The sequence below is a fragment of the Paenarthrobacter sp. 10L420 genome, assembly GCF_056395385.1.
Map to the genome: position 1 here is coordinate 1 of NZ_JBFTJK010000031.1, position 12,953 is coordinate 12,953.

The 12,953-nt window shown below is 63.7% G+C and carries 10 protein-coding genes; 3 read left to right on the plus strand and 7 right to left on the minus strand.

Annotated elements, in window-relative coordinates; all coding sequences use genetic code 11:
* The 3 genes from AC1DD5_RS24120 to AC1DD5_RS24130 all read left to right on the plus strand — a co-directional run.
* Positions 1-618, plus strand: a 618-nt coding sequence (locus tag AC1DD5_RS24120; protein WP_477522943.1) for a urocanate hydratase family protein, incomplete at its 5' end; no start/stop codon positions are given.
* A gap of 4 nt (positions 619-622) precedes the next feature.
* The gene (gene hutH / locus AC1DD5_RS24125; protein WP_477517965.1) at positions 623-2,215 is read left to right on the plus strand and encodes a histidine ammonia-lyase; all 1,593 of its coding nucleotides are present in this window, start codon (positions 623-625) and stop codon (positions 2,213-2,215) included.
* A gap of 196 nt (positions 2,216-2,411) precedes the next feature.
* Positions 2,412-2,660 carry a hypothetical protein gene (locus AC1DD5_RS24130; protein WP_216922354.1) on the plus strand — a complete coding sequence of 83 codons (249 nt, stop codon included), beginning with the start codon at positions 2,412-2,414 and terminating at the stop codon, positions 2,658-2,660.
* A 141-nt stretch (positions 2,661-2,801) separates the two neighbouring features.
* Here the strand turns inward: AC1DD5_RS24130 and AC1DD5_RS24135 are convergent, their stop codons facing one another.
* The 7 genes from AC1DD5_RS24135 to AC1DD5_RS24165 form a co-directional block, all read right to left on the minus strand.
* The gene (locus tag AC1DD5_RS24135) at positions 2,802-3,023 is read right to left on the minus strand and encodes a hypothetical protein (RefSeq protein ID WP_442002819.1); all 222 of its coding nucleotides are present in this window, start codon (positions 3,021-3,023) and stop codon (positions 2,802-2,804) included.
* Positions 3,024-3,126: 103 nt separating this feature from the next.
* A complete protein-coding gene (locus tag AC1DD5_RS24140) occupies positions 3,127-8,061 on the minus strand; it encodes an NAD-glutamate dehydrogenase (RefSeq protein ID WP_477517966.1) in 4,935 nt (1,644 codons plus the stop codon).
* A 178-nt stretch (positions 8,062-8,239) separates the two neighbouring features.
* Entirely contained in the window at positions 8,240-9,100 is an 861-nt protein-coding gene (locus AC1DD5_RS24145; protein ID WP_477517967.1) for a phosphogluconate dehydrogenase C-terminal domain-containing protein, read from the minus strand.
* Between the two features lies 1 nt (position 9,101).
* Positions 9,102-9,914, minus strand: a complete 813-nt coding sequence (locus AC1DD5_RS24150) for a sugar phosphate isomerase/epimerase family protein (RefSeq protein ID WP_477517968.1) — start codon at positions 9,912-9,914, stop codon at positions 9,102-9,104.
* Positions 9,911-10,729: a triose-phosphate isomerase family protein gene (locus AC1DD5_RS24155; RefSeq protein ID WP_477517969.1), complete on the minus strand. Its 819-nt coding sequence runs from the start codon at positions 10,727-10,729 to the stop codon at positions 9,911-9,913. The genes AC1DD5_RS24150 and AC1DD5_RS24155 overlap by 4 nt, the downstream gene beginning before the upstream one ends.
* Positions 10,713-11,183, minus strand: coding sequence for a ribose-5-phosphate isomerase (locus AC1DD5_RS24160; protein WP_477517970.1), 471 nt, complete (start codon positions 11,181-11,183; stop codon positions 10,713-10,715). Before AC1DD5_RS24160 ends, AC1DD5_RS24155 begins: the two co-directional genes overlap by 17 nt.
* On the minus strand, positions 11,180-12,943 hold the full coding sequence (locus AC1DD5_RS24165; protein WP_477517971.1) for a dihydroxyacetone kinase family protein: 1,764 nt from the start codon (positions 12,941-12,943) through the stop codon (positions 11,180-11,182). Before AC1DD5_RS24165 ends, AC1DD5_RS24160 begins: the two co-directional genes overlap by 4 nt.
* Positions 12,944-12,953: the final 10 nt, after the last annotated feature.

The window sequence follows — 12,953 nt, forward strand, 5'->3', positions numbered from 1 at the left end:
TTGTTCTGCGAGGGCCTGGGCCCGTTCCGCTGGGTTGCCCTGTCGGGGGATCCGGAAGATATCGCCGTGACGGACAAGGCCATCAAGGAGCTCTTCCCGGAGAACACGCACCTGCACAAGTGGCTGGACGCCGCGGCGGAGCGGGTGGAGTTCGAGGGCCTGCCGGCACGGATTTGCTGGCTCGGGTACGGCGAGCGGGCCAAGGCGGGGTTGTTGTTCAACCAGCTGGTGAAGGAGGGCAAGGTCAAGGCCCCGATCGTGATCGGCCGTGACCACCTGGACTCCGGTTCCGTCGCGTCCCCGTACCGGGAGACCGAGGCCATGGCCGACGGCTCGGACGCGATTGCTGACTGGCCGTTGCTGAACGCCCTGCTGAACACCTCCTCGGGCGCTACCTGGGTGTCGATCCATCACGGCGGCGGTGTCGGTATCGGCCGGTCCCTGCACGCCGGGCAGGTCTCCGTCGCCGACGGAACCGACCTCGCAGCCGAGAAGCTCGAACGGCTCCTGACCAACGACCCCGGCATGGGCGTCATCCGCCACGTCGACGCCGGCTACGACCGCGCCGTCGAAGTCGCCAACGAACGCGGCGTCCGCATCCCCATGAACGAGAAGTAAGAACATGACTATTACCTCAAACGAACAGCTCACCGTCACCCTCGGTTCCAGTGGCGTGACTCCGGAAGACGTCGTCGCCGTCGCACGCCACGATGCCAAGGTGACCATCTCCCAGGACGCCCTGGATAACGTTGCCAAGGTCCGCGCCCATATTGACAGCCTCGCTACCAGCGACGTCCCCGCCTACGGTATTTCCACGGGCTTCGGCGCCCTGGCCAACCGTCACATCCCCAACGATCTCCGTACGCAGTTGCAGAAGTCCTTGATCCGCAGCCACGCAGCGGGCATGGGTCCGGCGGTTGAACGCGAAGTGGTCCGCGGCATCATGTTCCTCCGCGCCAAGACCCTCGCCTCCGGCCGCACGGGTGTCCGTCCCGTGGTCCTGCAGACCATGGTTGACGTCCTCAACGCCGGCATCACGCCGCTGGTCCGCGAGTTCGGGTCGCTCGGCTGCTCCGGTGACCTCGCCCCCCTGTCCCACTGCGCACTGGTCCTGATGGGCGAAGGCGAAGCAACCGGTCCCGACGGCGAACTGTACGGAACCGCTGGCAAGCCGCCTGTCGCTGAGCTGCTCGCGCAGCACGGCATCGAGCCGGTCACCCTCGCGGAGAAGGAGGGCCTGGCCCTCGTCAACGGCACGGAAGGCATGCTCGGCATGCTGCTGATGGCCATCGCCGATATCCGTTTGTTGCTCGCGACGGCGGACGTCACCGCCGCGCTCAGCGTCGAGGCGTTGCTGGGCACCGATCAGGTGTTCCTGCCGGAGCTTCACGCCGCGCTCAGGCCGCACCCGGGTCAGGCTGCCAGCGCGGACAACATGCTGCGCGTGCTGTCCAACTCGCCGATCGTCGCCTCCCACCGGATCAACGACACAAAGGTCCAGGACGCTTACTCCCTGCGTTGCGCCCCTCAGGTTGCCGGCGCTGTCCGCGACACCGTGGACCATGCCGCACTGGTGGCTTCCCGCGAGCTCGCCGCTGCAATCGACAACCCGGTGGTCCTGCCCGACGGCCGCGTCACGTCGAACGGCAACTTCCATGGTGCGCCCGTGGCCTACGTCCTGGACTTCCTGGCGATCGCCGTCGCGGACCTCAGCTCCATCGCCGAGCGTCGCACGGACCGCATGCTGGACCCGGCCCGCTCGCATGGTCTCCCGGCCTTCCTGGCTGCGGACCCTGGCGTCGATTCCGGCCTCATGATCGCGCAGTACACGCAGGCCGGCCTGGTTTCGGACAACAAGCGCCTGGCCGTGCCGGCATCGGTGGACTCCATCCCGAGCTCTGCCATGCAGGAAGACCACGTGTCCATGGGTTGGCACGCTGCCCGCAAGCTTCGCAAGGCCGTGGAGAACCTCCGCCGCGTCCTGGCCGTGGAGCTGGTCACCAGCGCCCGCGCTATCGACATGCGCACGCAGATGTCCGACGGCGAACTCACCCCGGGCCCGGCCGGTACAGCTGTGCTCGAGGTGCTTCGCGAAGTGGTCCAGGGACCGGGAACCGATCGGTTCCTGTCGCCCGAACTCGAAGCGGCTGACCGTCTGGTTGGCTCCGGCGCGGTCCGTGCGGCCGCCGAATCCGCCGTCGGGATCTTGGCCTGACGTCGAATAAAACGCTCATTTGATGGGCAAATTTGTCACGTCCCGGAAATTGTTCGCAACGCAATCTCCGGGGCGTGACAAATGTAGTAGAACTTATGGTGTACGTCACGTCCACGCCAACGGTGTCGTGGGCTTGACGGTCAACCGTTACAACTCAATACACAACAGCGAACATCCACAAAGGGGTAGAAGTTCAATGAAGGCACGTGGAGCAGTCCTCTCCAGACGAAACGCACACTCGGTGACGGTTTCGGACTGGAGGCAACTCAAGGTTGGCGAGCGCGTGGAGGTAGTCAAGTACGCGCACGTGATCGCGGCAGGGCTGATCGAGGAAGTCTCCGGCAGCGGAAATGTGGTGTGGCTGGAGCACTCAGGCCCGGGCGTCACGGAGGAAGGCAAAGAATTGTTCATGAAGTCCGACGGCGTGACTCTCCGCCGGGCCTAGCTATCCGCTGGAACAGTGAAGCAAAAGGCACAGTGAAGCAAAAGGCACAGTGAAGCAAAAAGTCGGGGCTTGGGCCCCGGCTTTTTGCTTTTCTACTACGACTGCAATTACTACTACGCAGCTGGCAATCAGCAGCCGCTACTACGCAGCGAGCACTTCGTGGGTCTGGCCGAAGGGAACGGATTCGTCCAGGGCCACTGTGTAGGTGCCGGGCTCGTGCCGGGTCACCAGGATGCCGCAGTTGGCATCTGCTGCTGCGTTCTTGATCAAAGCATCCACGGCGCGTTCAAGTCCGTCGTGGATCTCGTCTGCCTTTGAAAAAGACAGGCGAATTTCGCGTTCTGCAGTGATTGCAGCGGTCATTTCGGGGCCTCCTATTACTTGCCGCATGCGAGGGCGACCCGTCAATCATAGGACGTTTGGCCCAAAATATGTAAGATGACCGGCAGTATCAGTGTCCGACGCCTCATCTCCGGACCATGGCGCGAAGCAGCTTTACCGCTACGGAGAGCGCTGCAATGTCCACCGGACCTGGCTTGATGGACTCGTTGATGGTCTCCTGGACACGGGCCAGTTGTTCGATGTTTCCACGTTCCCAGTCCATGATTCGTTCCACTGGGTCTGACGCCGTGGCAGTCACCGCACCAGAGATCCGGGGCGTGTGCCGCACTACCGCTTTGGTCATATCCGCGAGCACCAGGTACATGTCATCCCGCAAGGCCGCACGTGCCAGCGACTCCCAGTGGGTGTCCCGCGGGAGCATAGTGATGTGCTCCAACAGGGGGATGGCCGAGATTCGTTCGAAGACCGCGAAGTACACCTCGGCCACTGCTTCCACCGGCTCTTGCAGCTCCTCCGCGATAACGGAGATGTCCAGCAATCCGTAGCTGACCAGGAGTTCGGATGCCCTGATACCCAGATCATGGGGCAGGCCCACCGAGTCTGTATGGGCCAGGCGTTTCTGGGTGTGGGCAGGGTTAACTCCATGAAGGAAGCTCGTGAGGTTCGCCCGCATCAAGGACATCGGGGGCTCAAGCCTGGCCAAGGCATCGGAAATAGGCTTGTCGCGGAAGTCATGGGTGACGTACCAGCGGACGGACCTGTCCAGCAGCCGCCGCAGGTCCAGGGCAACGGCGGCTCCATGCTCACGGGGCGTGGTGGGCGGCACTTGGGCGATGCTGCCGGTAAGGGCGTCAAAGTCCCAGATCCGGCGCATCACCACGAACGCCCGGGCCACTGTGGAGGCAGAAACCGTGGTCTCCTCCATCGCGCGAAAAGCGAAGGCTATGCCGCCCATGTTGATCATGTCGTTGGCCACCACCGTGGCTACGATCTCCCGGCGCAGGGGATGCGCGGAGAGATGTTTACCGAACCGCTCTGAGACTTGCTTGGGGAAGTAGCCTCGAAGGGTTTGAGAAAACCAGGGATCATCAGACAAACCGCCCTCTGTGAGTTCGCGGGCGAGTTCTATCTTGGCGTAAGCCGCCAACACGGCGAGTTCTGGAGTGGTTAGTCCCTTGCCAGTCAGGACCCGTGCCTGAAGTTCGGCGTTGCTGGGAAGGCATTCGAGTTCCCTGTCCAGATCTGTGACTGACTCGAGCCAATCCATGGTCCGTTCAAAGCTGGGACTCCATTCCACGGCCAATTGCTTGTCATTGAGGAGCAGGACGTTCTGGTCATCGTTGGTTTTCAGGACGAGCCGTCCAACCTCGTCTTGCAGTGAGTGCAGGAATCCGGTTCTTTCTCCCACGGACATCCTGCCTGCGGAGATCATCCGGTCCAGGAAGATCTTGATGTTCACTTCATGGTCCGAGCAATCCACGCCGGCTGAATTATCGATCGCATCGCTATTGACCAGAATGCCGGCCAAAGCTGCTTCAATCCGGCCGCGCTGGGTGACTCCAAGATTGCCGCCCTCGGCAATGATGTGCGCGCGCAGTTCCGTGGCATTAACCCGGATGGAGTCGTTTGATTTGTCTCCCACTTCGGCATGGGACTCCATGGATGCCTTGATATAGGTGCCGATTCCGCCGTTGTACACCAGGTCCACCGGGGCAGTGAGGACTGCGCGGAGAAGTTCAGGCGGGCTCATGGACAGCTGCCCATTCGGATCGGTGCCTTCATCCAATCCCAAGGCGAGCCTGGCTTGTTCCGTGAGCAGGATGGATTTTTCCGTCCGGGCAAAGACGCCGCCGCCCTCGCTCAGCTTGGTGCGGTCATAATCGGCCCACGAGGAGCGTGGCAGTTTGAAGAGCCGTTCCCGCTCGGCGTAGGAGACCTCAGGGTCCGGCGTGGGATCCAGGAAGATGTGCCGGTGATCGAATGCGGCCACGAGCTTGATGTGGTGGGAGAGGAGCATGCCGTTGCCAAAGACGTCTCCGCTCATGTCTCCGATGCCAACAACCGTGAAATCCTCGGCGCGGCAATCGATCATGAGTTCACTGAAGTGATGCCGCACGGATTCCCAGGCACCGCGGGCCGTGATGCCCATCTGCTTGTGGTCATAACCCACTGAGCCTCCGGAAGCGAAGGCGTCACCCAGCCAGAACCCGTACTCTGCGGCCAGGGCGTTGGCGATGTCCGAGAAGGTTGCCGTTCCCTTATCGGCGGCTACAACGAGGTAGTAGTCGTCGCCATCGTGCCGTACCACCCGTGGCGGCGCGAGTACGCGGCCGCTGCCCCCGCCGTCGGGATCCGGCACCAGGTTGTCCGTGATATCCAGCAAGCCGCGGATGAACGTCCGGTAGCTCTCCTGACCTTCCGCGAGCCAGGCCGCACGGTCCTCTGCCGGATCGGGGAGACGTTTGGGGAAGAATCCGCCCTTGGCTCCGGTGGGAACAATCACTGCATTCTTGACGGTCTGGGCTTTCACGAGCCCCAGGATTTCCGTGCGGAAGTCTTCCCGCCTGTCCGACCACCGAAGGCCACCGCGCGCTATTGGACCGAAGCGCAGATGGACGCCTTCAACGCGCGGCGAATAGACCCAGATCTCGAATTTCGGGCGGGGTGCAGGGGCAGCCGGGATGCTGGCGGGGTTGAGTTTGAAGCTGATGAAGGGCTTGTTGAGATAGAAGTTCGTGCGGAGCGTGGCGTCCACCAGGCTCGCCAAGGAACGCAGCAACCTGTCGGCGTCCAGGACAGGGACGGCGTCGATGGCTTCCATCAGGTTCGTTCGGGCTGTATGGACGGTCTGCGTCCGGTGGCTCAGTTCGCTGCTGCCCTCTTCGAACACATCGCCCAAGGGGAGTCCCTGCTCCCCATGGCCGGAATTGACGAGTTCCGGATCAAACAAGTCCGGTGCGAAGCGGTCAGGATTGAACTTCGCTTCGAACAATTCCAGCAGCGCATGGGTTGCCATGGCATTGCCGCGGAGTGTGTCCGCGATGAAGCCATAAGAGTTGGTGCTCCCCAACTGACGGAGGTACTTGGCGTAGGCGCGCAGGATGGCGACCCGCCGCCAGTCGATGCCCTCCTTGATGACCAGGGCGTCCAAAGCGTCGGACTCCGCGTCACCGCGCATCGCGGCACAGAACGCGCCTGCCAGCAGCTCGCCTGTGGCCACAGGATTCACGCCGCGCGGATACTTCAGCCCGAGGTCGTAGAGGAAGAACTGCCGGCCGTCGGCACGCTGAACGTCGAAGGGCCGCTGGTCCAGGACCTTCAAGCCAAGGTTATGGAAGAAGGGAAGGATCTCGGTAAGGCTCTGTGGGCGCGTTAGGTAAAGGCGGATCCGGGCGTCCTCGGTGAGGACTGCCGTGCCGGGACGTTGGTAAACGGTGAGGAGGGGATCTGCTTCGCCTGCAGATCCCGGCTCTGGGGAAGCTTCCGGAAAGCTTTCGAAGCTGGCAATGTCCTCAACGGCATCCTCCACCTCATAATCGGCCTTGTAGCTAGCCGGAAACGCAGTTGCCCATTGCTTGGACAACCGGGCCGCCTCCTCCCGCGGGTACCTCGTTTGGAGCGCCTCGTCGAGGCCTTGCGCCCAGGACCTCGTAGCGGCGATGATCCTCTGCTCGAGGGCCGCTGCGTCCATCACCGCCGGCGCGCCGCCGTGCGAGTCGTGCCGGGAGGGGTCCTGTGGCAAAAGGATCCGGAAGAACACGCGAGCCATGGCGGATTCGCCTAACCGAAGCTCGAACTCGATGGCGTCGGAGCCGAAAGCCTCGCGCAGCTCACGCTCGATGTTGAGCCTGACGGCTGTGCTGTACCGGTACCTCGGGAGGAAAACCAGTGCTGTCATGAACCGGCCGAAGGAGTCCGGACGAAGAAAGAGCCGGGTGCTATGGCGTTCCTGGAGTCGCAGGATCTCGCGCGCACGGATGGCCAGCTGCTCAGCATCAATGTGGAACAGTTCGTCCCGCGGATACGCCTCCAACACCGCAAGGAGCTCCTTAGCGTGATGCGACGACGCCGGGTAGCCGAAGGCCCGCAGCACTTCTTCCACTGTGTCCCGGATGACCGGGATCTGCTGGGCCGAGCGAGCTGTTGAACTGGGGGAGAAGAGGCCAACAAAAGTGCACCGGCTGGTGTTTGTCCCGTTCGCGTCCACTGCGGCAAGGCTGATCTCGTCGAGGTAGGCACGGCGAAGGACCGTTGAGCGAAGCGTGGACTTGGTGAGGGTAAGAACGGGCACGTTGTCAGGAACATCGCCCGGCGCCTCGGGAGTGGCCGGATCACGGAGGAGGCCGAGCCCGCGGCGCCCGCGAAATCCCAGGAACACAAAGTTCCCGTCGTCCAGCCAACGCAACAGCTCCTGGGCTTCGCGCGCCGTCCGGTCCTTTGCGGCAGGCCCGTCCAGCGCACCGATTTCATGCACGAGTTCCTCATGGATGGCATCGGCGTCCTCGGCCGCGGCCCGGACATCACCCAGGACCTTGTTCAGCCGGCCCACCAGGAGCTCGGCGCTCGCGTTGTCCGGAATCCGGGGGATCTCGATCGCTATCCACGCCTCGGTGAGCGGTCCGGCGTCGTGCTCGTCCGGCGAAGGGACAGGTGCCGCCGTCGCATGCCCATGCTCCTCGGAACGTTCGACGCCGGTGGGCAGCCCCGAGCGGTGAGGTCCCCTGTGGATACCCGTCAGGCGGTGGGTGGCCGGGTCCCGCGTGACGCTGAAAGTGGGGTGCACCAAAAGCCGGATGGAAGCGGTGTCACGAGCGATCTCCGCTGTTACGGAGGGAACCAGGTAGGGCATGTCATCCGAGACAATTGCCACCAAGCTGGTATCTGTTTCGTTCAGGACGCCGATGACTGCTTGTCCAGGTTCACGGCGTTCCGCTAACGAGCGGTGATAGCGTGCCCGTTCCAACAAGGTTTCGGGCGTGTAGCTGCGGACGTCGTCGTCCGTGACGTGCTCGTAGTAGTCGGTCAGGAATCCGTCCGCCGGCTCCGTAATTGGTGCCATGTCGCTGCGCCTCCGCTGCGCAAAGGAGCGGCCGTGCTGCTGCGGTCGGCAAAGTCCATGCGCCTCATTTCATGATCGCTGGCGCGGGGCCGGGGGTAAAGCCCCAATGGTCACCCTCCAACGGACAATTCACCCACGCATGCGGGGGTGAATTGTCCGTTGGCCGGTGACGAGCGAACTACCGCTTCACAGCGTCCAGCTTGAGCATCTTGGCGATGACGCCGTCGAGTTCGGAGTCGTCGAAGATTTTCTTCCAGTCGTCCTTGATGATGGTGTCCTTGCCGTACTGAATGGCGATTTCGCAGGCTTCGGAGAACGGGTTGGATCCGCGCAGGGCATTGGTGAGCGCGATTTGTACGTGGCCGAACAGCATGGCCTTGGCGGCTTCCTCGGGGACGCCAGCGGTGTGGACGGTCTCGTGGAGTGCTTCGTTGAGCAGGGTGCCGATCATGCAGGCCACTGTTTCCACGAGGGTGGGTTCCAGGATGGCGAGCTGCTTGACGGTGACCCAGTGGACGTCGATCACGGGCGCGTAGATGGTGCGGATGACTGCTTCGGCTACGTCGCGGGTGGCTGCGGGGGCGTCCTCATCGATCGCGGAAACAACGTTCTGCGGGGCGCCCTGGCCGCCGAAGGTATCGGCCCATTCTTCCTTGGTGGTGCGCTCCAGGAACACCGACGGGTGGCACGGGTGCGCAACGGCCTGGACTACGTCGTCGCGCTTGGCCAGCAGGCCGGCGTAGGCGGCGGCCGGGTCAAGCGTGAGGAGGATCGCGCCGGACTTCATCTGCGGTACGACGCCCTCGGAGACGATGCCAAGAACGGTGTCCGGGACGGCGAGGATCACCACGTCGGCGGTCTTAACGGCGTCGTCGGTGCTGGTGATGTCGCGGCCTTCGGCGCGGACGCGTTCCTGGCCGGCGGGGGAGTTCTCGCTGTAGAAGACGTTGTGGCTGGACTTCTGGAGGTTCCGGGAAACGCGCATCCCCATCTTGCCACCGGCTCCGACAACGGCGACCGTCAATTGTTCTGCTGACATTTCACTTGCTCCTTAGGAAATCGAGGCTTTGTTGGGTCCACTGGTTTTCGAGGCGGATCGTTTCCGCTTCGGAGTCCTGCCACGGCAGCCAGTGTTCGACGATCTGGTTGATGTTTCTTTCTTTGGGCCGGATCTTCTTGACCATGTAGTCGTAGTCCAGAAGACCCTCGCCCAGGGGTGCGCCCGAGTATGTGAACCCGACCCACCCCTGCTTGCGACTGAACGCAAAGTCTTTGATGTGCATATTCAGGACATAAGGCTCGACGGCGTCAATCACCTCGCGCGGCATCTCCAGTGCCGCGACGGTGTTGGCGGGGTCGCTGCAAATGCCGAGGAAGGTGCTGTTGACGCGACGGACGACGTCCAGGATCCGTTCCGTGGGGACCTGTTCATAGGTCTCGATCGCGATCCGTACCCCGGCTGCTTCAAACTCGGGCAGGACTTCTTCGAAGGTTTCTACGACCTCGTCAGCGCCCGGCGTATGGCCGGGAACATTGAACATGGTCCGCAGCAGGTCTGAGCCCAGGATGCCTGCGAAGTGCAGGAACTTCCGCAGATGCTCCGGGCGGATCCCCTTGGTCCCGACTTCCAGCGTGATCCCCAGATCGTCTGCCGTGCGGCGGAGGGCGGCGAGGTCGCCGTCGTTCATGTCTTCCAGCGGCGCGTAGTCGCAGATCTGGAAGAGGTCCACGCCGAGGTTTGCGGCCTTCTTCAGCGCGTCATGGATACTCAGGGGTTCGCTGACCTGGTCTGAGAGCTGCCAGAAGAACGCGTAGCTGCTTAAACCGATCCTGCTCTGGCCAATCCTGCTCATGCCGCCACCTTCTTTTCCGTAGCAAGGCGTGCCGCTGTCTCGTCCAGGATGGTCTTGAGCGCTTGAGGATCGTGGGCAAAGCGGCCCAGGAACAAGCCCGCGACGGCGGTGTCCAGTTCGGTGATCAGGCCCGGTCCGGCGCTGCCGCCGTAGATGACCCGGCTGTCTTCCTGGCCCGGCAGTGAACGCAGGTGCTCGTCCAAACCACGGACCACTGCACTGATGTAGGTGGGCCTGGCAGGCTCCGGTGCGCCGATGGCCCATTGCGGCTCGTAGGCCACGATGGTCCTGGTGGTGCGGCCCAGAGACCCGGCGCCGTTGAGGGCTGCGTCGATCTCCGCGCTGCAGTGGGCGATGGCTTCCTCCGGCGATCCTGCGTTGAGTTCGCCAACACAGAGCACAGGGGTCAGACCGTTGCGGTAGGCTGCGGCGGTTTTGAGGCCGATGACCCGATCGTCTTCGCCGAAGATCCGCCGACGTTCGGCGTGGCCTACCTCGACGTACCGGCCGCCGATCTCAGCAACGGTCTTGCCGCCGACTTCGCCGGTGTAGGCACCTTCATCTTCCCAGAAGATGTCCTGCGCGCCGGTGCCAACGCCAGCCGCGCCCAGGATCCGGGCGCCCTCAGGTAACGCCGGCAGGCCCGGCAGCACGAACACCTCGATGTCCCCGCTGACCACCGCCGCGTGCTTGAACGCAATGGTGGCAACGTCCCGGCAGTAGTCGATGGAGCGCTGATAGCCGAAGTACATCTTCAGGCTCACGCCGATCACTGCCCTTGGACGGACGGAAGAGGGCTTAGCAGGAAGTGACACCTTCGTAGTCCTTAATCAGGGTGACTTTTTCGGCCGAGGCGGAAGCTTCGTCAAAGGTGTAGGTGAGCCATTCCTTGGCCAGGCGGCGGGCCAGTTCCAGCCCGACCACGCGCTGGCCGAAGGTCAGGACCTGGGCGTTGTTGGACAGGACCGAGCGTTCCACGGAGAAGGAATCGTGGGCGGTGACCGCCCGGATGCCGGGCACCTTGTTCGCAGCGATCGCGACGCCGAGGCCGGTGCCGCAAACCAACAGTGCGCGGTCCGCGTTGCCGGCGGCGATCAGTTCAGCCGCAGCGATGGCCACCGACGGATAGGGAGTGTGGCTTGTAGCGTCCACTCCGACGTCCGTGACGGACTCCACCAGTTCATTGGCCTCAAGGTCGGCCTTCAGGGCTTCCTTGTATTCGAATCCGGCGTCGTCCGATCCGATGACCAGGCGCAGTCTGGCGCTCATGCGTTCTCCTTAACTGGGGTGTTCTCTGCGGTTTTGGTTTCCGCGAAAGTCTTGTGGATGGCCCGGACGATCAGTGCCAGGGAAATGGCACCGGCATCGGGGGTTCCGAGGCTCTTTTCTGCGTGTGGGCGGGCCCGGCCCATCAGAGGCAGCAGTTGCGCGGTGGCCTCGGCTGCTTGCTGGGCTGTGGCTGCGGCGGTTCCCCATGCCTCGGGGAGGGAGCTTCCGCCCTCGACGCCGGCAGACAGTGAGTCGCGGAACGGTACTAGGACGTCAACCATGGTTTTGTCGCCCACTTTGGCTTTGCCGAAGTTCATGATCGCGGCGGCGGCATCGGTCACACCGGTGGCGACAGCACCGGCGTCGGGCGCGTTGACGTCACCCAAGGCATCCCCGACGGCCCGCAGCGCCATGCCCCAGAGGGCTCCGGACGTACCGCCGGCCTTGTCAGCCCAGGCATCACCGGCCAGGTTCAGAACCGTTCCGGCACCGGCACCAAGTTCGACGGCGTCTGCCGCGGCCTCGACGGCGGCGCGGACTCCGCGTTCCATGCCGATGCCGTGGTCGCCGTCGCCTGCGATCGCATCGATCCTTCCCAGTTCGTCCACGTTCGCATCGACTGCAGCCTTCGCGGCGCCAAGTGCCGCAAGGACACGGGCTGCCGCAACACGGGACTCCTCGGAGGCAACTGGGATGGAACGCTCCGCCTCGTCGTTACCCGCGGCGAGTTCATCGGCGTCGAGCGCGTGGGCTCTCACTGCGCCACGGCGGTAGGCCGGGGCGTCAGCGGGAGCGAGCCAGAGTTCCTCAAGTTCGGAATCCAGCCAGAAGAGCGTCAGGGAGGTGCCGGCCATGTCGAAGCTGGTAACGAGTTCGCCTACCTGTGGGTCAACTGCTTCGATGCCTGCTTCGGCAAGCAACTGTGCGACGCGACGGTAGACCACGAAGAGTTCCTCGTATTTAACGCTGCCGAGTCCGTTGAGGATCGGCACCACCCGTGCGCCCTGCACGGTGAGGCCGTCGGGGACCTCGGTGAGGAGGTCCTTGACCAGCAGTTCGGCGAGCTGGTCCGCCGTCGGGATGTCTGTTTCGCCGATCCCGGGTTCGCCGTGGATGCCCATGCCCACTGCCATGCGTCCTGCCGGGACGGTGAAGAGCGGGTGGTCCGCGCCGGGCAGCGTGCAGCCCGTGAACGCGACGCCGAACGAGCGGGTGCGGTCATTGGCGCGCTCGGCGATCTCGATGACGCGGTCCATGTCATGGCCGGCCTCAGCTGCGGCCGCGGCCACCTTGAAAACGGTGAGGTCGCCGGCGATGCCGCGGCGCTTGTGTTTTTCGGCCAGGGGAGCGGAGGAGATGTCGTCGGTGACGGCGATGCTGCGGCAATTAATGCCTTCGGCGCGGAGTTTGTCCTGTGCCTGGGTGAAGTGGAGGACATCGCCGGCGTAGTTGCCGTAGCCCAGGAGCACGCCGCCGCCGTTGTCCGCGGCCTTGGCTACGTTGTAGACCTGCTGCGAAGACGGGGAAGCGAAAAGGTTTCCCATCGCGGCGCCGTGTGCCAGGCCTTGGCCAACCAGACCTGCGAAGGCCGGGTAGTGGCCGGATCCGCCCCCGATGACCAACGCGACGGTGCCGGGAGTGCTGCGGGTGCTGCGGGCGACGCCGCCGGAGACGCGCCGTACCCAGCGGCCGTGCGAGGCGACGAATCCTTCGATCATCTCGTCAGCGAAGGCTGCGGGCTCATTGAACAAGCGGGTCATGCGGGGCTCC

What these genes read in the sequence shown, in the direction of transcription:
- hutH (WP_477517965.1), top strand. Translation starts at nt 623, where the DNA reads ATGACTATTACCTCAAACGAACAGCTCACCGTCACCCTCGGTTCCAGT.
- AC1DD5_RS24130 (WP_216922354.1), top strand. Translation starts at nt 2,412, where the DNA reads ATGAAGGCACGTGGAGCAGTCCTCTCCAGACGAAACGCACACTCGGTG.
- AC1DD5_RS24135 (WP_442002819.1), bottom strand. Translation starts at nt 3,023, where the DNA reads ATGACCGCTGCAATCACTGCAGAACGCGAAATTCGCCTGTCTTTTTCA.
- AC1DD5_RS24140 (WP_477517966.1), bottom strand. Translation starts at nt 8,061, where the DNA reads ATGGCACCAATTACGGAGCCGGCGGACGGATTCCTGACCGACTACTAC.
- AC1DD5_RS24145 (WP_477517967.1), bottom strand. Translation starts at nt 9,100, where the DNA reads ATGTCAGCAGAACAATTGACGGTCGCCGTTGTCGGAGCCGGTGGCAAG.
- AC1DD5_RS24150 (WP_477517968.1), bottom strand. Translation starts at nt 9,914, where the DNA reads ATGAGCAGGATTGGCCAGAGCAGGATCGGTTTAAGCAGCTACGCGTTC.
- AC1DD5_RS24160 (WP_477517970.1), bottom strand. Translation starts at nt 11,183, where the DNA reads ATGAGCGCCAGACTGCGCCTGGTCATCGGATCGGACGACGCCGGATTC.
- AC1DD5_RS24165 (WP_477517971.1), bottom strand. Translation starts at nt 12,943, where the DNA reads ATGACCCGCTTGTTCAATGAGCCCGCAGCCTTCGCTGACGAGATGATC.